This is a genomic window from Mangrovimonas sp. YM274 (assembly GCF_030908385.1).
In the GTDB taxonomy this organism is placed as follows: Bacteria; Bacteroidota; Bacteroidia; order Flavobacteriales; family Flavobacteriaceae; genus Mangrovimonas_A.
This window is the reverse complement of record NZ_CP133091.1, coordinates 1,148,750-1,169,071: the sequence shown is the minus strand read 5'-3', so window position 1 is coordinate 1,169,071 and position 20,322 is coordinate 1,148,750. Positions and strand designations below refer to the sequence as shown.

Sequence of the window (20,322 nt, the reverse complement as noted above, 5' to 3'; positions counted from 1 at the left end):
TTAATCTTAATTTATATTAGTGTTCTAATTTAATTCACTGTAATATGAGCCAATGACGGGATTTGAACCCGTGACCTCTTCCTTACCAAGGAAACGCTCTACCCCTGAGCTACACCGGCTTTTTAAAATGAGCGGGAGACCGGGTTCGAACCGGCGACATTCAGCTTGGAAGGCTGACGCTCTACCAACTGAGCTACTCCCGCTTTTTAAAAATTTAATAGTGTAAAAAAGTGGGGAGAGCAGGATTCGAACCTGCGAAGACATAGTCAGCAGATTTACAGTCTGCCCTCGTTGGCCGCTTGAGTATCTCCCCAATAGTTTTCTTACAATATTTACATCATTTCTCTTAAAGAACTTGAGCCGATAGAGGGACTCGAACCCACGACCTGCTGATTACAAATCAGCTGCTCTAGCCAGCTGAGCTATATCGGCTTTTGATGACTTTTTGCACAACAAAAAAGTCCGCTATTTCTAACGGACTGCAAATGTATATATTTATTTCTTTATTCAAAACATTTTTTGAAAAATTTTGTCATATATGTGCTCTTAATTTTTCTTTTCTCTTTTTGAGCTGACGTTCTAACGATGAAACTGCACTATCGGCCCCTTCTTCAAATGTCCTGCATTGTTTTTTTACGACAAGACTATCTCCGGGAACACTAACTCTTGCTTCGAAAATTTTATTCTCTTTGGCACTAGTATTTTCCACTTTTAAAAATACGTCAGACTGGATAACCCTGTCATAAAATAAATCTAATTTATCCATTCTCTTTTGGATAAACGCTATCAACTTTTTGTCTGCTGTAAAGTTGACTGACTGTGTGTTTACTTTCATCTGTTTTAAATTTTAAAAAGAATGCAAGACTACCGCCCATAAAAAAAATTTAATTTTTCAAATTAGTACTTAAAAAATTAAATTCTGCTACAGGTATTAATGCAATCCTTCATTCTTAATGGTTAGACATTGAACTATCTATTCGCGTTTTTTGCTCCTTGGATGTGCGTTTGAATACACCTTTTTCAACTCGTTTATACTATTATGGGTATAAACTTGAGTTGCTGCAAGACTGGAATGCCCAAGAAGCTCTTTTACTGCATTCATATTTGCACCTTGACTTAGTAAATGAGTGGCAAATGAGTGCCTTAATATGTGAGGGCTCCTTTTTACTTTTGAAGATGCTCTACTAAAATAATCATTTATAATTCTGTAAACAAGAGTTTCGTAAATTTTCACACCTTTTTTTGTTAAAAATAAAAACGATCCATCCTGAATATCTTCCAAAGAACTTCTCACCTCAAGGTACGCCTTTGCGGTTTGGCTCACTGTTTCTATTAACGGCAGAATACGTTCCTTATTTCTCTTGCCCAGAACTTTTAACGTTTTATTAGCTAAATCCAAATCGGATACTTTTAGCTGCACCAACTCTATTCTCCTAATCCCGGTTGCATAAAATAATTCTATAATCAAACGATCCCGAACACCTTCAAAATCTGTCTCAGATTTCAAATCCATTAATACCTGATCCATTTCGTCTTCAGAAAATGGCACCTGCACTTTCTTCGAAACCTTAAGAGCCTTATGCTTAGCCAAGGGATTCATTTCAACTTCCCCAATTTTAATCATAAACTTATAATAAGAATTAAGAGAAGATACTTTTCTATTAATACTACGATTACTCATCCCCTGCTCTACCATATACACTATCCAAGTTCTTATTTGCCGATATTCTAAAGTTTCAAGTGATTGGGTATCGTGCTCCGCAGCCATAAACTCACGGAAATCCTCTAAATCTTTTGAATATGCTCTTATGGTTAGTAAGGCATATTTCTTCTCGTGAAGCAGGTAATCTGTAAAAGCTATTATGGACATGTTCTTATTAGCGTCAATTTTATTAAAAGTACAAAGTATTATTTACTTCAGTAACGGCAAAAAAAAATCCTGCGACTGCAGGATTTTAATTAAGAATATATTTATTCTTAGATGTTTTCTAGATCTCTAAGAGTCTGGACATATTGAGCTTTTTGAATTTGAGCTCTACGCTCTACTGATGGCTTAGTAAACTGCTTTCTAGTTTGCAATGCACGTTTCGTACCAGTTTTATCAAATTTACGCTTGTAACGCTTTAGCGCTCTATCTATATTTTCTCCTTCTTTAATTGGTATAATTAACATAGTATCTTAACCTCCTCTCTTTTAGAATTTTTCGGAGCGCAAATATAATAAGTAATCTATTAATCGCAACTAAATTTTAAAAATTTTTCAATCCTTATATAATGAAGACCTTTGAGTTAAGTCCTGAATCAATTGTTCGTCCTCTTCACTCTCCAACAATGTGTTATAGTTCTTCCAAAACTCCTTGTTATAGGGTTTTACAGAAAATATATCTGGATCCCATTCCTTTTGCGCTTCCAAAGCAACTACTTCAGGGTCCACAATAATTTCTGTAAACAATAATTCTTGGACTGAATAGTAATAGCGTTCATTAGGATCATAAGCCTCTTCCTCTGACACTTGTTTTGAACCAACTTTTTGTCCTACATTAACCAATTTGGGTGTTTCATAATAAATATAGCTTGGGTACATTTTCTCATCATACTCCATATAGCTCATTACCAATTTGTGGTTAACCTGGGTCCCAAACAATGTTTTACTTCTACTTTTTTGCTGAGGAGAAGACGCCACCAATTCATACTCGATTTTCTTAACAGCATAATTGTCCCAATAAATATAAATCCAACCATTGGCCACATAACCGTCGTTATAGATTCCCGGAGTTTCTAAGTTTACAAAATCTGTACTTGCATCAATTTTTATTTTGTAAATCTTTCTATCGTTATCCACCAACACAGTATCCAATTTAAATTGATGGGATTCCAACATGTGCTCCCCAAAAAGCGCTTTATTGGAATTACTGTTCCTTAACATATTCAATTTACCCTGAAACAAATTTTCCAAGCCATTGGTTCTTCTATCATTCCACTTAATAGCCTTCACCAAAGAGGCCGTTGCAATGGTATCGCGTTTTAAATTTTTAGCCTTTAGGTTTCTGAGTTTCTTTTCCTGCTTCAAATAGGCCGTGTAGGCTAGCAAACTATCCACATCGCGCAAATCATAACTCTTGCGCATTTCATCTACATTAATCTTTAAATTTTCCTCTGCTTCGGAAGTAAAACTGGAATCGTACAAGGTAATCGCACTTTCAATAAGCCACTTGAATTCCTTTTTGTTACGCTCCTTATGCCTTAAAAAGCCTTTTTGAATATAAGGTTGCTCGGGAAAATTATCTTCTAATTTCTCCAAAGCCCGCTCTACGATTTCATTTCCCGTTTCCGGTCTTGTTTCTGCCACCAATAAAATTTCATCCAAAGAAGCAATATCTTCCTCAAGATAAATTTCCATACTGTTATCAAATTCTCCTACCGGCACTTTGTAGCTCTTATACCCAATGGAAGAAATCACCAAAGTGTCTTTGGCAAACTCATTTGGCACTAAAAGGACAAACTTTCCATCGGCGTTACTCACCGTACCAATAGTAGTATTTTGAACATAGATACTGGCACTTTCAACAGGCATCAATGTTGCAAAATCCACAATTTTATTTTTGAGTTCTGTTTGGGCAAAAGCAGACATGGCAAACAAGCCAATAGCCAAGGCATACAAAACCTTAAAATGGGGACTTCTCATAAATTATTAGGTTGCTGGTTTATAATCTTTTTTGTCGATTACCATTTTGGAAATGATTTCTCGAAGAATTTCCGAAGTTCCCCCTCCAATTGGCCCTAACCTACTATCTCTTAACAAACGTGCCATTGGGTAATCTTCCATATAGCCGTAACCTCCCAAAAACTGCAAGCAACCGTAAATAACCTCATCGGCCATTTTGGTAGATTGCAGTTTGGAAATGGTGGCTTCCTTAACCACATATTCCCCCTTGTTCAATCGGTGAGCAACCGAGTAATTATACTCCCTACACAATTCCATAGAACTGTACATATCGGCATACTTGTGTCTTAAGGCTTGGTATTGATCTATGGATTTACCGAAAGTTTTTCTTTCAGACATATATTGAAGGGCATACTCCAAAGCATACTCTGCTCTAGCGTGAGCGTTCACACCCATAATCAGTCTTTCCAAAGCAAAGTGCTGCATGATATAAGGGAATCCTTTACCTTCCTCTCCCATTAAATTAGAAGCTGACACCACCACATTGTCAAAGGCTATTTCGGCGGTATCAGAAGCTCTCCATCCCAATTTATCCAATTTGGTAGCAGATATTCCAGCTGTTTCCTTATCAATCACAAACATGCTAATACCTTTATTCCCCAATTCTGGATTAGTTTTGGCCGCCACCACCATATAGTCGCAATAGTAACCGTTGGTAATAAAGGTTTTTGATCCATTAATTACATAAGTATCCCCCTGCTTAACCGCTGTTGTACGCATTCCTGCCACATCACTCCCTCCAAACGGTTCGGTTACGCATAGTGCTCCTATTTTGGTTCCTGCAATACTAGGTTCCAAATATCTCTTTTTAATATCGTGGTTGCCTTCTTTATTCAAATGCGTCATGGCCAAATAGGCATGTGCCCAAATGGCTGCAGCAAATCCTCCCGAATTTACTTTCTGTAATTCTTCCAAAAGTATCACTGTGTAGAACAAATCCAAATCAAGTCCTCCGTAGGCCTCTGGGTAAGCCAATCCAAGGTATCCCATTTCTCCAAACTTCTCCCAAATAAACCGCTCTACTGTACCGGTTTTTTCCCATTTATCTATATGTGGTACGACTTCTTTTTTTAAAAATTCCTTAAGGCTTTCGCGAAAAAGCTGATGTTCTTCAGTGAAGTACATGCTATTCATAAATATTGTATTCTTGAGTTAATTAAGCGTCAAATATAGCTTAATTATCTCAAACCTATGGATAGGAAAGTCTTTTACTTTTGTTAATTCCTCCAGTGATTTAAACCCTTCCCGAAGCGTCCGTTCTTCAATGATTCGATGGGCAATTTCATAGTCAATATACTTAATGGTCACTAGCTCATCACGTGACGCTGTGTTCAATTTCACCTTACTTAAATTCTCCGGTTCCTTCACAAAAAACCGTTCGGACATGCGCTCGATGACCTCAGGCGACAGGCCATATACCTCCTGCAACTGCACCATCGATATAAAGCCCGAAGGCAAGGTCTTTCTATAATCCATGATTCGTTTGGAAAGCACTTCTCCAATTCCGTTCACTTTCCTTAAATCCTCTTGACTTGCTTTGTTCAAATCCACTTTTCTTATTGGAGAATTTACTTTTTTGAATTCCGGTTTTGCTTCAGAAGCACTCGTCACCCAATCCGGGAATTTGAAATAAGGTGCCATAGTATTCAACAATGAATCTGAAACCATTGTGACCTGTTGGAATTCCTCTTTGGAATTCACCCATTCATCCTTACTTCTATAATCTAGCAACCTATCAATCTCCTCATTACTCATCCCCAAGACATATCCTTTATAATCTGTAATGAAGTTTGGATTGAATGGATATAGTTTAGGTTTTCTGTTTTCAATTTCAACAACTTTAAGCGACTCTATTTCCTTTTGAAACCTTTCTATACTTTCTGAATCAAACTCTATATCATTGTATGAAAAATCAACAAAAAAATAAACTAGTTGAAGTACTACAATTAAGATCAATAATGACAAAATCCCATTCCGTTGTTGTTTAGTGAACACGAAATGGGATTTTATATTTTTCATAATGAGTTACTTTTACATATGCTCGGTTAAATCTTCAGCACCTTCCTCCAAGGCTTCATGTTTCACCTCTATTGCATCATTATATTTATTAAGCTCTCTACGAATAATTGGCGCCAAGATTACTACCCCAATTATGTTGGGCACTACCATGGCAAAAATCATAGCATCGGAAAAGTCAATTACTGCACCTAAACTTATCGACGATCCAACTACAACAAAAACCAAAAACAGAATCTTATAAACCAAATCTGAAGTTTTACCTTTCCCAAACAAAAATACCCATCCTTGCATTCCGTAATAAGACCAAGAAATCATGGTTGAAAAGGCAAAAAGAATAACAGCCAATGTTAAAACTATTGAGAAATGAGGAATTACGGTATCAAAGGCCATAGCTGTTAATTCTACTCCCTCTTTAATTGGCACTCCATATTCCATGAACTGGCCATTGAAATTGGTAATTACAATTACCAAAGCGGTCATCGTACAAATAACTACGGTATCTACAAAAGGCTCCAAAAGAGCCACAATCCCTTCGGAAGCCGGATACTTTGTTCTTACTGCCGAGTGAGCAATGGCAGCCGATCCTACACCAGCCTCATTCGAAAAGGCTCCACGACGAATTCCTTGAATCATCACTCCAACAAGACCACCAGCAATTCCTAAGCCAGTAAACGCACCGTCGTAAATCAATCCAAAAGCGTCATCAATCAATGTAAAGTTAGCTCCTAAAATAATCAAAGCCGCCAACACATAAATTCCAGCCATAAATGGCACAATTTTTTCTGTTACCGAAGCAATTCTTTTAATACCTCCAATAATAACGATAGCTACAAGCCCCGCCATTACAAACCCAAAGTACATTCCCGCATCGTCGCTTTGCAAATCAAATAACTTGGTAAACTGAGCCGCTGCTTGGTTAGCTTGGAACATATTACCGCCTCCAAAAGATCCACCAATAACAAACACAGCAAATAGGATAGCCAAGATTTTACCAAAACCAGCCATTCCTTTTTCCTTAAGTCCTTTGGTTAAATAGTACATTGGTCCCCCATAAACGGTTCCATCTTTGGCTACATCTCTATATTTCACCCCCAAAGTACATTCTGCAAATTTGGAAGCCATCCCTAAAAGACCTGCCACTATCATCCAAAACGTTGCCCCTGGACCACCTATTGATAAGGCTACAGCCACACCTGCAATGTTTCCTAGACCTACAGTAGCAGACAAAGCGGCAGTTAATGCCTGAAAGTGAGTTACCTCGCCGTCAGCACTGTCGTCCCTTAAAGTTTCAATAATATTTTCGTGTTCATTAGGAGTAGAATCCCCATATAATGTATCGGCACCATGCTTTTCGATATCCTCATACTTTCCTTGTACTACTCTTATTGCTGTACGGAACCCCCTAATATTTATAAATTTGAAATAAACGGTGAAGTATAGCGCTCCCCCCACCAATACAATAAGTACCCAAGGAATGCTGAAGGTTTCAGAGAATGGAATTTCATAAAAAATTCCTTCTACAAACCACCCTGTATATTCTTTGAATATAGCATCAATTTTTTCGGATGTTGTTTGTTGAGAAAAGGTTAAGATAGGTAATAAAACTGAAAGTAATGATAGAAGATATTTCTTCATATGAATGTTTAAATTTAGTTATTTCTTAATCAATTATTGTTAGGTTTGCCAATATGCTAAAAAAAATCGAACTAATAAAGCTATCGTCGTTAAAATGAAAATTAACTACCTGATATTGTACACCGAATTTAGCTTTTGAATTTGCTCTGGTCTACCTAAAACAATGATTTTAGAGTGCGCTCCCAATTTCATTTCGGCCTCTGGGTTTACAATATACTCTCCTTCCCCTGTTTTAAACCCAATAATGTTACACCCTGTCTTGTTTCTTAAATCCAAATCCCTAATCGTCTTTTCATCAGCATCACTGCACAACCTGGATACTTCTATCTCTTCTATGTTAACATTGGATTTTCCAACTATGGAAAGATTGTCGATAAACTCAATCAAATCTGGAACCACAACCAACGAGGCCATGTGGTCTCCTCCAATTTTATCGGGAAGGATTACATTATCTGCCCCTGCCAATTTCAATTTATTATAGGTTGTCTCCTGCGAAGCCCTACTAATGATTCTCAAGTCCTTATTGATTTGTCTCGCGGAAAGCACCACAAACAAATTATCGGCGTCATTTGGCAATGCCGAAATCAACGTACTTGCCCTGTTGATTCCTGCCCTATGGAGTACTTCATCCTCATTTGCATTACCGTGAATGAAATTTACCAAGTCACTTTCAAACTTATCAATAAGTTCCTTATTCTGCTCAACGACCACAAATGGCTTTTTGTAGGCTATCAACTTTTTGGCTGCTTGTGTACCATTACGGCCATAACCACAAATAATGATATGGCCCTGAAGTTGGTCAATTCGCTTTTGCATATTCTTTTGTTTTAATTCTTCAAAACTATTTTGGCTCAACAAATACTCGGTCAATACACTAATTACATATCCTACAATTACAATACTTGTCAAAATCAAAAATACTGTAAACACCTTAGATTGATCGTCCAAAGGCCTAACCTCTCCAAAACCTACCGTAGTAATGGTAATAACGGTCATGTAAAGAGCATCTATCCAGTTGTAACCAGAAATAACACGAAAACCAAACATACCAGCAAAAACCAAGACAGCCAATAGCATTACCGCTATGGTTATTTTAGATTTAGCAAGGCGAAGTAAAGCACTGTTCATAAATTATAGATCAAAAACCGAAGAGCGCTTAGTGTATACTAAGTCCTTAACACGCATCAGAAAGGAAAGAAACAAATACAACGCAAAACCAAAGCCCAAGGTAACGAAAGTAAGGTAGATAAATGATGTTCTCACCACTTTAGCTCGAATACCCAAACGATCTGCAATACGCTGACAAACATAATAGCCATGTTTCTGAAAATGCAGTAATATCTTGTAGAATATATTCATTAAAACAAATTTGATGATTTTAACTCATAAAAAAAAGCCACTTTCAAAAAAGTGGCTTTTTAAAACTTCATATAATTTTACAAATGAATAATAGCATCATCATTTCCATCTGGGTCACCAATTACCGTACCATCTGTGGACGGAGTTCCCAGCAACAGGACACCTGCTGCATGTGGTGCCGCCATGGAAGTTCCGCTAATACTATTATATCCACCATTTTTCCAAGTAGAATAGACACCCACGCCTGGAGCACAATAATCTACTGGAGGGTTTCCATAGTTTGAAAAATAAGCCCAATTATCATCAGAATCCATAGCTGAAATTGTGTAGATATTATCACCATTGACTCTTGCTGGAGAATGACTGTTGGCATTGTTGGATTCATTTCCTGCCGCTAGTACAAACTTCACCCCAGATTCGGCTGCAGCTGTCATTACAGCATTATCTAAAGTCAATGATATTCCGCCTCCTAAGCTCATATTAGCAACATCCCCTACTTCGCCTGCTGCCTTAACATAGTCTACGCCCGCAATAACTCCCGACAAGGATCCACTACCTCTACGATCCAACACACGTACCGCTACAACAGTAGTCCCTGGTGCCACTCCAACAGAACCAATATTATTGTCTATCGCTGCTATAGTACCCGCTACATGGGTCCCATGACCATTTTGATCATCAGGACTATTGGCACCGCCTCCTCCAGAAAGGAAAGATTGGCTTCTATCTACATCAACATTCAAATCTGGGTGATCTAAATCAATCCCTGAATCAATTACCCAAGCAGTATGCGTTGAAGCGGTAGCACCACCACCCACTCTTATCGTTCCATAAGGTACCTTTTGAGACTCTGTAGTCCCTGAACCACCTCCTCCAGGCTTACCTTTATACGGTGAAATACTTATGGTATAATCTTGCTCAATTCTCAACACTCTAGGATCATTTCTTAGTTGCTCCAACTGTAATTCGGTTAAATTTGCGCTAAAGCCCTTTACGGCATGTCCAAAAGTTTCCTTTATATTAGAACCTTCCAACCCGATTGTTTTGAACTCATTTAAAAACGAATGTTTTAAAACATCCATTTGCGCAATATAGCCCTGTAGTGTTTTTACCTTTGGCAAAGCAGCCATTCTTTGGTTGGCATTGTTATAAACAACAATATAACTTCCTGGAATCACTTTTGACTCCATATAAGAGACGGTTTGCACCTCTTCATTTTGCTCGGGAGAATCCGGTTGACAATTGAAAAGTGTCAAACCCAAAGTCCCAATCAACGAATACCTGAAAATTGATTTTAGCTCCATAATATTTAATATTTACCCAGTTTAAATGTTAAAATATTTAACAATTTAAAATTTTAATCATAAAAACCAATAAAATAAATTCTTTAAAAAGAAGGTTTTTAGACCAACTGCAGTATATTGGCCCCAATGGCACAATCCAAACACTTTTGCTTGTCGCAGTAATTGCTTTTTAATTGAATTAAAGCCTGTGATTGTAATGCATTTTTAGTTTTCACCCCTAAATTGGCAAAAGCAGACAGCAAACTATTGTGTTCAGTATGGATTTGTTGAGCTAGCTGAACAAGACTATCAACCTCTTTTCCTTTGGTTTTGGAGTATGCAAATTTTAAGGGGATAATGGTATTGATAAGCAATAAATCAACAAAGGTTTTGGTTAATCGTTTTTTGGATGTTTTGGACGTTTTGCAAAAAGTATAATGAGTTTCCCAATATGAAGAGGTTTTACAGTCTAAGACCTTATAATAATCGTCAAGAGAGGTAAGCTCCATTAATTTTGAAAACAGCTGTTTTTCTCGAGAATAGAGATTAGCCAATTGTGACAATCTTACGGTTGGAAAATTAGGAGGTCGTAATCTAAAAAATTGTGGATCGACAACCGGCGCATTGGAAAGCTGGAATTTTTGCTTTATAAAACTATACTCGTTCTTCAGCCTTAAATAATAAGCGTCTTCAAATTCACTGTCCAACCAACCACACTGCCCAAAGAAAAGTGCTTCCAAACCAAATTGATTGCTCTGTAATTTTCGTACCACAGAAAAATCTACAGATTGTGCCAAACTGAAAAATGCCTCACCATTGACCTTTAATCCAAAATTTTTAGCCAACATTTTGAACAATACTGCTTCCCAATCATTTTTAGAATTTAAAAGCAGCGAATCAATAGTTTCACATTTCTGTGCCAACCGTTCAACATACAAACGCTCCAACCAATTGTTTAAAACAAACCCATCGGTTTTGGACAGATCGTCTTCACAATAAATCCATTTATTTCCTTTGGAATACAGTTTAACATAAGTATTAAACAAAGTTGTATCTACAGTATCCTTCAATTGTAATGTTGGGATTTCAGAATTGTCCTTTCTAAAAATTTCGGTATCATGTTCCCAGACCACATGCAAAATCACATTGTCATAAGCCTTGTCCTGCTCGTGTCCATGCACATACCAATCGGAAGATTTTACATGCACCTCAACATTACCAGCCCATAGCTGCTCCCCAATTTTAATCTGTGCGTTAAAAAAATCGGGGCCGGAATCTGTATTGTACTGCCCTACATGCAAGGGGGCCACAGTTTCCCCTGAGGTGGTTTTCAGGTTCTGTGCCTTGCGGATTTTATATTTCCATAGATAGTGTAGAAAATCTTCTTGCATCTCTTAAAAATAAGAAATATTTAAATGAAATAACTGGGAACCCTCTTTACCTGTTATAGATTAATCAAAAATCATTAGTATATTTTTTTGTATTATTTTAGAATATTCATTTTATTATGAAATACATAAACCAACTAGATAGCCTTAGAGGCATTGCTGTACTCTTCGTAATCGTCCACCATTGGAAGCCAGAAATTAACCTCAATAGATTTTCCATTGGAGCTATTGGGGTCGACATGTTCTTTGTCCTTAGTGGTTTTTTAATTTCAACCATTTTGTTAACCGTCAAGGAAAAATCTAAAAAAAATAATACCCCAATAAAAAATCTTTTTAGAAATTTTTATTTTAGAAGAATGCTGAGGATTTTCCCTATTTACTATATGGCTATCCTATTCGCTCTTATATTTAAAAACAAAATAAACTATTACACCGATTTAGAGACGCTTACACCATACCTGCTTTCTTTTTCTGTAAATTTCTTCTATTACATAAGCCAAAGTTGGGGAGGATTATTCTCCCATTTTTGGTCAATAGCTGTAGAGGAACAATTCTACCTCATCTGGCCGTGGATTTTAATCTTTTTCAATAAAAGAATCTTACCTTATGTAATAGGTTTGTTTATTTTAATTGGCATTTTGACTCAGTTCCTTATTCTAGAACAGAACAACTTTACTCCTATTTTGACTTTTACCTGTTTTGATGCCTTTGGTTTAGGAGGACTTTTAGCATACTTTTTTATTTACTATCCACAGAAACTACCTCTAATATTTAAGACTTCATTATACGTAAGCATTGTAGTATTCATTTTGTTTCTTATTTACCACTTGGATCCCTTTAGAATTTTAAATTGGTCCAAATTTCCAACAAGAACAACAACATCTATAATCACCTTTTCTATAATCACCTACTTAATCCTTAACAAGGAAAAACCCGAAAACCTACGATTCAAGATCATTTTTAACAATTCTTCATTAATTTGGATAGGCAAAATAAGTTATGGTATTTACATTTTTCATCATTTTGTACCTGAAATTTTTGGACCATTTTTATTCAACGAAAATTATATAATGCCAAAAAAATTGCATTTCTCCTTTCAATACGTAATTATGATAGCTTCTTATTTCTCGATTACGTTAATTGTATCCTATTTATCTTATATCGTAATAGAACAGCCATTTTTAAGATTAAAAAAGTACTTCAATTACCAACAAATTATTCCAAAAACCCCATTTTCCTCATCCAGTCATTATTGAACATCTTCCCAACATATCGACTGCCATGGTCGTGAAACAGTACCACTACCACATCGTCTTTGGTAAAATGCTCCTTCAATTGCAGCAGTCCTTTTACGGCTGCTCCAGCAGAATTCCCAAGAAACATCCCTTCTTCACGAGCTAATAATTGGGTATAAATAGCAGCATCCTTATCGGTCACTTTGGTAAATCCATCAATAATACTAAAGTCTACATTTTTTGGCAGAATATCTTCCCCTATTCCTTCTGTGACATAAGGATAGATTTCCTTCTCATCAAAAATGCACGTTTCATGATATTTTTTAAAAACACTGCCATAGGTATCAATTCCCCAGACCTTAATATTGGGATTTTGTTCCTTTAAATAACTCCCTACACCTGAGATAGTGCCTCCAGTACCGACTCCCACAACAAAATGCGTTACTTTACCATCCGTCTGTTTCCAGATTTCAGGTCCTGTACTTTCGTAATGTGCTTTGGTATTACTAGGGTTATCATATTGATTGACATACCAAGAATTTGGAATTTCTTTTGCCAATCGTTTCGCTACTGAATAATAACTTTGGGGATCGTCAGGAGCCACAGCTGTTGGGCACACTACTACTTCTGCTCCCATCGCCCTAAGTACATCCATTTTTTCCTTGGACTGCTTGTCGTTGATCACAAAAATACATTTGTAACCTTTTACAATGGCTGCTAGTGCCAATCCCATTCCAGTATTTCCGGAAGTTCCTTCAATAATAGTGCCTCCAGGTTGCAGTCTTCCATCTGCTTCGGCATCTTCTATCATCGTTAAGGCCATTCGGTCCTTTACGGAATTTCCGGGGTTAAATGTTTCGTATTTTGCCAATACCAAACAAGGCAATTCTGCGGTAAGTTTATTGAGTTTTACCAAAGGGGTGTTCCCAATGGTTCCTAAGATATTTTCTGCGTAGTCCATGCTTTAAAATTACCATAAATAAACAAATGGCAAAAGTTAAAGATTTCTATTTCTAAGCATTATTCAAACCTGATGGCTTTGACTGGAGAAATTCTAGTAACAATATATGAAGGCACCAACAACATGAGCATACAGGCTAAAAAACAGCCTATATTAAGCAACAATATATTTTTAAGACTCACGTAAACTGGAATAGTCGTCATATAGTATTGTTCAGGGTTTGGGAATTGCAAAACACCAAAATAATATTGGATAGCCAAAAGTGACAGCCCAATTAAATTTCCCCAAAACAACCCTAAACCTACCAAATAAGTGGCATTGTATAGAAACACTTTTCGAATGCTCCAATTGGAACTTCCTAAGGCTTTTAAAATCCCAATCATTTGGGTACGTTCCAAAATCAATACCAAAAGCGCCGTAATCATATTGATACCCGCCACGATAATCATGATTCCAATAACCCCATAGGTATTATTATCGAAAATATTGATCCATTCAAAAATTGAAATGTATTTCTCGGTAATCGTTTCCGCATTAAGATTGGATGGTGTTGCCTCATAAATCTCTAGTCCCTTTTCTTCAATTTGATCAAAATCATCAATAAACACCTCAAAATTCCCAACTTGATCTGCCTGCCATTTGTTAAGCCTTTGTACTTGCTTCAGGTCGCCAATAATAAAGGTCTTGTCAAAATCCTGAAACCCGGAATTATAAATTCCTACCACCGTAAACTTTCTGATATTAGGGATTTGATTGGCATCCTCCTTTCCAAACACCATCTGAAAAGAATCTCCCACTTCAAACTTTAACCTATTGGCAATGTATTGAGATATCAACACCTCATTCCCCATCTGCTCACCAAATTCTGGCAAACGTCCTTCAACCAAAAAATCCTGGATATATTTCCAATTGTAGTCCTGCCCTACACCTTTCAACACCACCCCTTCAAAATCGGTTTCGGTACGGATGACACCAAACTTCTTGGCCACGCCTTGCACATGCGAAATGCCCTCTATTCCCTTAAATTCCGGATAAAACTCTTGATTTAAAGATACTGGTATTTCTGACTCATCAGAGACATTGGTATCATAGTTGGAAATGGTGACGTGCCCATTAAAAGCCACAACTTTATCGCGTATCTTTTTTTGAAGTCCCAACCCAGTGGCCACGGCAATGAGCATAACGATAATTCCTATGGCTATGGCGGTAATGCCAATTTTTATAATTGGGGCCGAAACACTACTTTTATACGCTTTACTGCCAATAATGCGTTTAGCTAAGAAAAATTCGTAATTCAAAATACTTTTATGCGATTAACCGTTTTCAAAAATACAGTTTTATTATTTGTTTTAATAGCGTTTTCCTGTGGAAACATCGCCACTTCCGAAGCTGGCGCCAACGCTTCCAATTTTTCAGACTTTAGTTATACCTCCAAGGAAGTTGACCTTGATGCTCCCATTGCAGTTGGGGCCAACCAAACCGAAGCCTACTTACCTTTATTACAAGGAAAAAAAATTGGGATTGTGGCCAATCAAACCTCTGTAATCTTCCATAAAAAGGGCTACACCCATTTGGTGGATTCTTTAGTTGCCTTAAAAACAAATGTCGTAAAAGTATTTGCTCCAGAGCATGGCTTTAGAGGCACTGCCGATGCCGGAGAACATGTAAAAGACGGCATCGATTCCAAAACCAAATTACCAATCTTTTCTCTTTATGGAAGCAACAAAAAGCCATCAGCAACTCAATTGGAAGGTTTAGATTTAGTAGTTTTCGACATCCAAGATGTGGGGGCTCGCTTTTACACCTACATCTCTACCTTACATTATGTCATGGAAGCTTGTGCCGAACAGAATATCCCTGTGCTGATTTTGGATCGCCCTAACCCTAACGGACATTATATAGACGGCCCAATTTTAGAAAAAGAATACAAAAGTTTTGTAGGCATGCATCCTGTACCAGTGGTACACGGAATGACCATTGGGGAATATGCCAAAATGATCAATGGCGAACATTGGCTGGACAATGGAGTTACGTGTGATTTGGCGGTAATTCCGGTTCAGAATTATACACATCAAAGAAGCTATAGTCTTCCCATTGCGCCGTCTCCAAACTTACCTACCGATAAAGCAATTAACCTATACCCTAGCCTTTGCTTTTTTGAGGGCACCAATGTAAGTGCTGGCCGTGGCACCCCTAAACCATTTGAAATCTACGGAAGTCCATATTTAGATAAAGGCATGTACACATTTAAGTTTTTACCACAACCCAATGCTGGCTCCAAGCACCCTAAACATAAAGGGATGTTATGTTACGGCGAAAACCTAAGTGACTCTCCAAACTTAGCGCGTTTGGATTTGAATTACCTCATCAACGCCTATCAAAACACCATTGACAAACCGATTTTTTTCAATGACTTTTTTACCAAATTGGCGGGAACCAAAACCTTGCAAAAGCAAATTGAAGAACGTCACACGGCAGACGAGATCAAAAAAACTTGGGTGCGTGGCTTGAAGGCCTATAACCAAATGCGTCAAGCTTATCTAATTTATAAGTAATGACTATTCCTTGCTTAAAAGCTGAAGTGCACGTAACGGGTAATCGGTGATAATACTGTTGACCTTATAATCAATCATTCTTTGGATGTGGGCAGTTTCATTAACTGTCCAAGGAATGATTCTATAACCCGAAGCTTGATATTTGGCTACCACTTCTTTTGAAAGAAGTTCAAAATATGGGCTGATAATTTCTGGTTGAAAGCTGAGTTCCTTGAGTTTCTCTTCAATGGATTCTGTTTCATCTACCAAAAGCGCTACGGACATTTCTGGCGCTTGTTTTTTAACTTCTTCTAGAATTCTCACATCAAAGGACTGTAAGTTGCAGCGTTGAAACACTTGTTTTTCTTCAATATCCTTAAGCACCAATTGTACAAAATCTGCTGGATAGGGTGTGTATAGCACATCATAATCAGGTCTTGCCTTCAACTCAATATTATAGGCAATATGCCTATTTAAACTATCAGCCAAATCAAACACTTCAGTCATTAGTGGCTTAAAAGTTCGCATATTTTGTTGTTCCGGAAATCTTGGATGCTGTTTACTCCCACAATCGAATTGCCTTATGGAATCATAGGTCATCTCATACAGGTTATAAGCCATATCATCAACCAATGGAATTTCATTACTGAAGGGATCCAAACAATAAAACCGACTGATAAAAGGCTCGTGCGACACCACGACCTTTCGGTCTTTGGACACCACCACATCCATTTCCAAAGTTTGTACACCAAGCTCAACGGCTCTTTTAAATGCCGGAAGTGAATTTTCTGGGAGCACTCCCCGGCAGCCTCTGTGGCCCTGTACCCCGATGGATTGTTTAGCACTACAATTGATCATAATTGCGAAAAGTAAGAAATGACAGGCTACTTTATAAATCTTCATTGATTGGTAAAATTGTGGGCTTTTTGTATTTCTGAAAAGGTTGTGTCAACAAATTCCCCAAATTGCCATTCTCTTCTTCATTTGGAAATACATCCACGCCATACACCAATTTATCTCTATCCAATTCCATATACGTTCCCAATAAACGGTCCCAAATGGAAAAAATATTTCCATAATTGGAATCCGTATAAGGCAACATATAATGGTGATGCACCTTATGCATATCTGGGGACACAAAAAAATAACTTAAGAATGTATCCAAACGTTTAGGCATTTTAATATTAGCATGTGTCCATTGGGTAAACACAACCGAAAGCGATTGGTAAATAAACACCAAAGCAATGGGAGTGCCAATAACCACTACCCCAAACAGGGTAAACACAAACCGAATGACACTTTCTATGGGGTGGTGACGATTGGCCGTAGTGGTATCTACATTATGATCGGTATGATGAACGAGATGCACCATCCACAAGGGTTTTACTTTGTGCTCTACATAATGTGCCAAATAGGCGCCAAAGAAATCCAGCAACAACACGCCCAAAAGCGCATACAACCAAAGCGGCATCTCTGGCAGCCAATTCAAAATCCCGAAGTTATGCTCTTGGACCCAATTGGCTGTTTTGAACAACAAAAAAGCCAAAAGCAAATTGACCAACGCGGTAGTTGCCGTAAAAAACAAATTGGGGATGGCATGCCGCCATTTGTGGTACTTGAATTGAAATAAAGGCACAGCGCCTTCCAACATCCAAAAGAAGGCAATCCCTCCAACCAAAATAATACTTCGGTGGAGCGAAGGGATGGTTTCGAAGTAATCAATAATAGATTCCAAGGAGAAAAGTTTTGAATAAAGATACTAAAAATGCTTTCTCCTAAACTTCCTTTTATCGAGAATCCCCTAAAGCTTAATACGCTTTTTCATTTCCTCCACAATATTGAAAGCGGCAGGGCAAATGGCTACATTCTTTAACGTGAGATTGGAGATTTGTTGGAACTTTTTTCTATCGGTATGGGGATACTCCCTGCAGGCTTTGGGCCTTACTTCATAAATGGAACAATAATTGTCTGCTCCCAAAAACGTACAAGGTACACTTTGCAACACGTAGTCATTATCTTCGTCTACCCTTAAAAATTCATCGATAAATTTGGATGGTTTCATACGGAAATGCTTTGCAATCCTGTCCACATCCTTGTCCGTAAATAAAGGTCCCGTGGTTTTGCAGCAATTGGCACATTCCAAACAATTGGTGCGTTCAAACTCTTCCTCGTGCAACTCCTGCATGATATAGTCCAATTGCTTAGGTGGCTTTTTTTTAAGTTTGGCAAAGAAGGTTTTGTTTTCCTTATGTTTATCTTTGGCCTGTTTTGGTAGATTTTTGATGATGTCTTCCATGCTGCAAAAATAAGAAACTCCTAAGATACCATCACCAAGCACCCAACTATTAACAGTACTGCTATGAAAGATTTATTTGGACAAGCCCTTTTGGATTACCACCAAGGTAATTACACCGAAGATTTGATTACCTCTACCAACATTTCGGAGGAAGATGAACTGCCGCTTCCTTATCTCTTCAGAAGTTATAAAGACATGCCCAAATTGGAGCAAAAAGCCCTGCATCTTGCCAAAGGAAACGTCTTGGATGTAGGTTGCGGCGCAGGTGGTCACAGTTTGTATTTACAGGAAAAAGGACTAAAAGTTAAAGCCATCGATATTTCTGAAGGAGCCGTTACCGTTGCCAAAGATAGAGGTGTTACAAATGCTGAAGTTCTTCCTGTTCTGAAAGAAACCGAAACCTTTGACACTATTTTGCTGTTGATGAACGGCACGGGAATTTTCCAAGAACTTTCCCAAGTAGCTACCTACCTAAACCATTTAAAATCCCTAATGAATCCAAATGGGCAAATTTTAATCGACTCTTCAGACATCAAATATATGTATGAAGACGAAGATGGTGGTTTGTGGATTGACACCAATGCCAATTATTATGGTGAACTGGATTACTTTTTAAGCTACAAAGGTGAAAAGGAACTTCCCATGAAATGGCTGTACCTTGACTTCAATAGGCTCTACACCGCCTGTACTTCCGTTGGACTAAAATGTGAACTCGTAAAGGAAGGAGACCACTTTGATTATTTGGCGAGACTCTCGAAATAAAAAAGCGGCCATTCTATAGAAAATGGCCGCTTTTTTTAAGAAGGTAAAACTATTATTTATTATTCCTCATATACTATATCAAATTCTCCATTTGTTATAACTCCTATCTGCTCATAACTATTGGAATCAATTAAAACAGCTTCAAACGTACCTGTCATGCTTCTGTTTTCAACATCATGGGTTAAAATTGTAATACTTCCACTTTCAACATAAGAAACAGAGGTGTTTGAATGGTTCATTATGATTCTATAATCACCAAAAGAACTAAAGTCAAAAGTCCCAACTTCAGTATCTGGAGAAAACGACAGACCAATGCCTGGCTTCCCTGATTTGTTTAGATTTATTGTGATTAATTCTGTAGTCAGTATAGAACTTCTATTCACACTCACATTTGTAGGATCATATGCTTCCCCGTCCAAATCTAAATTGGCTGTCCCTCCTGAAAAGTCTGAAGGAAGATCTGTTGAATAAGGAATATTATTGAAAACTCCATTTTCAAACTCCATAGTCTCTCCCGTGTATGAGACTGTTCCTGTAAAACTAAAAGTTCCCGATACTGTCTGATTTTCTGTATCTATTTCTGTAATAGTTAAAGTCCCACTACCTGGCACATTAGGATTCCCGATGTAACTCAAATATTGGCTACTCTCTTGCGGTCTATACACCATTGCCGGTGTAGTTAAATGATCCGCTGCATTTCCTGTTATTTCATAAATACCTTCTTCTGCGGTAAGCACTGAAAGATTGAAAAAATTATCCAAATTTTCATCTGAAGCTTGAATCGCTAGCGTGCCATTGTAAATAATTGCCGAAGTAACTTCTGCATTATAGTTTTCTCCATCAATTTTTACGGAGAAAGAATTTGAATTACTATCACCATCACTTCCACTATCGCATGAAAATATTGTGACAATTGCTAATAAGAAAACTGCTTTTAATGTTTTTTTCATAATAAGTTGGTTAAAATTTTTAACCAAAAAAAGACAATTATGATATAAAATACAATAAAAACTTACAAATAATTCAATTATCTTACAAAACAAACGAAATAATCTCACTTCAATAATTTACAAGCCTATGATCTTCAAATCTTTAATCAACACACTAAAGTTTTATATTTCCTTGAT

At 37.4% G+C, this 20,322-nt stretch carries 20 protein-coding genes and 4 tRNA genes; 3 read left to right on the top strand and 21 right to left on the bottom strand.

Annotated elements, in window-relative coordinates; translation table 11 throughout:
• Nucleotides 1-47: 47 nt before the first annotated feature.
• The 15 genes from RBH95_RS05110 to RBH95_RS05040 form a co-directional block, all read right to left on the bottom strand.
• A tRNA-Thr gene (locus tag RBH95_RS05110) sits at nucleotides 48-119 on the bottom strand.
• A gap of 11 nt (nucleotides 120-130) precedes the next feature.
• Nucleotides 131-203: transfer RNA gene (locus RBH95_RS05105), tRNA-Gly, on the bottom strand.
• A gap of 28 nt (nucleotides 204-231) precedes the next feature.
• Nucleotides 232-313, bottom strand: a tRNA-Tyr gene (locus tag RBH95_RS05100).
• A 45-nt stretch (nucleotides 314-358) separates the two neighbouring features.
• Nucleotides 359-432: transfer RNA gene (locus RBH95_RS05095), tRNA-Thr, on the bottom strand.
• Nucleotides 433-532: 100 nt separating this feature from the next.
• A complete protein-coding gene (gene hpf, locus RBH95_RS05090) occupies nucleotides 533-835 on the bottom strand; it encodes a ribosome hibernation-promoting factor, HPF/YfiA family (RefSeq protein WP_053991762.1) in 303 nt (100 codons plus the stop codon).
• Nucleotides 836-973: 138 nt separating this feature from the next.
• Nucleotides 974-1,870 carry a tyrosine-type recombinase/integrase gene (locus RBH95_RS05085; protein WP_307901626.1) on the bottom strand — a complete coding sequence of 299 codons (897 nt, stop codon included), beginning with the start codon at nucleotides 1,868-1,870 and terminating at the stop codon, nucleotides 974-976.
• A 107-nt stretch (nucleotides 1,871-1,977) separates the two neighbouring features.
• A complete protein-coding gene (gene rpsU, locus RBH95_RS05080; RefSeq protein WP_053991760.1) occupies nucleotides 1,978-2,172 on the bottom strand; it encodes a 30S ribosomal protein S21 in 195 nt (64 codons plus the stop codon).
• An 87-nt stretch (nucleotides 2,173-2,259) separates the two neighbouring features.
• Nucleotides 2,260-3,684, bottom strand: a complete 1,425-nt coding sequence (locus RBH95_RS05075) for a carboxypeptidase-like regulatory domain-containing protein (RefSeq protein WP_307901625.1) — start codon at nucleotides 3,682-3,684, stop codon at nucleotides 2,260-2,262.
• Nucleotides 3,685-3,690: 6 nt separating this feature from the next.
• Nucleotides 3,691-4,857, bottom strand: a complete 1,167-nt coding sequence (locus RBH95_RS05070) for an acyl-CoA dehydrogenase family protein (RefSeq protein ID WP_307901624.1) — start codon at nucleotides 4,855-4,857, stop codon at nucleotides 3,691-3,693.
• 18 nt (nucleotides 4,858-4,875) lie between these two features.
• Complete coding sequence (locus RBH95_RS05065) at nucleotides 4,876-5,742, bottom strand: helix-hairpin-helix domain-containing protein (protein ID WP_307901623.1); 867 nt, start codon at nucleotides 5,740-5,742, stop codon at nucleotides 4,876-4,878.
• 12 nt (nucleotides 5,743-5,754) lie between these two features.
• Complete coding sequence (locus RBH95_RS05060; RefSeq protein ID WP_307901622.1) at nucleotides 5,755-7,377, bottom strand: sodium:alanine symporter family protein; 1,623 nt, start codon at nucleotides 7,375-7,377, stop codon at nucleotides 5,755-5,757.
• Between the two features lie 105 nt (nucleotides 7,378-7,482).
• On the bottom strand, nucleotides 7,483-8,505 hold the full coding sequence (locus RBH95_RS05055; protein ID WP_307901621.1) for a TrkA family potassium uptake protein: 1,023 nt from the start codon (nucleotides 8,503-8,505) through the stop codon (nucleotides 7,483-7,485).
• 3 nt (nucleotides 8,506-8,508) lie between these two features.
• The gene (locus RBH95_RS05050) at nucleotides 8,509-8,736 is read right to left on the bottom strand and encodes a PspC domain-containing protein (protein WP_307901620.1); all 228 of its coding nucleotides are present in this window, start codon (nucleotides 8,734-8,736) and stop codon (nucleotides 8,509-8,511) included.
• A gap of 77 nt (nucleotides 8,737-8,813) precedes the next feature.
• The gene (locus tag RBH95_RS05045; RefSeq protein ID WP_307901619.1) at nucleotides 8,814-10,040 is read right to left on the bottom strand and encodes a S8 family serine peptidase; all 1,227 of its coding nucleotides are present in this window, start codon (nucleotides 10,038-10,040) and stop codon (nucleotides 8,814-8,816) included.
• 98 nt (nucleotides 10,041-10,138) lie between these two features.
• On the bottom strand, nucleotides 10,139-11,410 hold the full coding sequence (locus tag RBH95_RS05040; protein ID WP_307901618.1) for a DUF2851 family protein: 1,272 nt from the start codon (nucleotides 11,408-11,410) through the stop codon (nucleotides 10,139-10,141).
• A 116-nt stretch (nucleotides 11,411-11,526) separates the two neighbouring features.
• Here RBH95_RS05040 and RBH95_RS16680 point away from each other — a divergent pair, with 116 nt between their 5' ends.
• Complete coding sequence (locus RBH95_RS16680) at nucleotides 11,527-12,663, top strand: acyltransferase family protein (RefSeq protein ID WP_374047813.1); 1,137 nt, start codon at nucleotides 11,527-11,529, stop codon at nucleotides 12,661-12,663.
• On the opposite strand, the gene RBH95_RS05035 is transcribed toward RBH95_RS16680, so the two are convergent.
• On the bottom strand, nucleotides 12,623-13,603 hold the full coding sequence (locus tag RBH95_RS05035; protein WP_307901617.1) for a PLP-dependent cysteine synthase family protein: 981 nt from the start codon (nucleotides 13,601-13,603) through the stop codon (nucleotides 12,623-12,625). The two genes, RBH95_RS16680 and RBH95_RS05035, sit on opposite strands and share 41 nt — an antisense overlap.
• A 59-nt stretch (nucleotides 13,604-13,662) precedes the next feature.
• Nucleotides 13,663-14,901 (bottom strand): ABC transporter permease, encoded by a 1,239-nt coding sequence (locus RBH95_RS05030; protein WP_307901616.1) that lies wholly within the window; start codon nucleotides 14,899-14,901, stop codon nucleotides 13,663-13,665.
• 9 nt (nucleotides 14,902-14,910) lie between these two features.
• Here RBH95_RS05030 and RBH95_RS05025 point away from each other — a divergent pair, with 9 nt between their 5' ends.
• The gene (locus tag RBH95_RS05025) at nucleotides 14,911-16,158 is read left to right on the top strand and encodes a DUF1343 domain-containing protein (protein ID WP_307901615.1); all 1,248 of its coding nucleotides are present in this window, start codon (nucleotides 14,911-14,913) and stop codon (nucleotides 16,156-16,158) included.
• Between the two features lie 3 nt (nucleotides 16,159-16,161).
• On the opposite strand, the gene RBH95_RS05020 is transcribed toward RBH95_RS05025, so the two are convergent.
• From RBH95_RS05020 to RBH95_RS05010, 3 genes are all read right to left on the bottom strand, one after another.
• The gene (locus RBH95_RS05020) at nucleotides 16,162-17,040 is read right to left on the bottom strand and encodes a glycerophosphodiester phosphodiesterase family protein (protein WP_307901614.1); all 879 of its coding nucleotides are present in this window, start codon (nucleotides 17,038-17,040) and stop codon (nucleotides 16,162-16,164) included.
• Complete coding sequence (locus RBH95_RS05015) at nucleotides 17,027-17,872, bottom strand: sterol desaturase family protein (RefSeq protein WP_307901613.1); 846 nt, start codon at nucleotides 17,870-17,872, stop codon at nucleotides 17,027-17,029. The genes RBH95_RS05020 and RBH95_RS05015 overlap by 14 nt, the downstream gene beginning before the upstream one ends.
• 66 nt (nucleotides 17,873-17,938) lie before the next feature.
• Nucleotides 17,939-18,433 carry a YkgJ family cysteine cluster protein gene (locus RBH95_RS05010; RefSeq protein WP_307901612.1) on the bottom strand — a complete coding sequence of 165 codons (495 nt, stop codon included), beginning with the start codon at nucleotides 18,431-18,433 and terminating at the stop codon, nucleotides 17,939-17,941.
• Nucleotides 18,434-18,496: 63 nt separating this feature from the next.
• On the opposite strand from RBH95_RS05010, the gene RBH95_RS05005 reads away from it, so the two are divergent.
• Entirely contained in the window at nucleotides 18,497-19,195 is a 699-nt protein-coding gene (locus RBH95_RS05005; protein ID WP_307901611.1) for a bifunctional 2-polyprenyl-6-hydroxyphenol methylase/3-demethylubiquinol 3-O-methyltransferase UbiG, read from the top strand.
• A 59-nt stretch (nucleotides 19,196-19,254) separates the two neighbouring features.
• Here RBH95_RS05005 and RBH95_RS05000 read toward each other — a convergent pair whose 3' ends face one another.
• The gene (locus tag RBH95_RS05000) at nucleotides 19,255-20,145 is read right to left on the bottom strand and encodes a DUF6252 family protein (RefSeq protein WP_307901610.1); all 891 of its coding nucleotides are present in this window, start codon (nucleotides 20,143-20,145) and stop codon (nucleotides 19,255-19,257) included.
• Nucleotides 20,146-20,322: the final 177 nt, after the last annotated feature.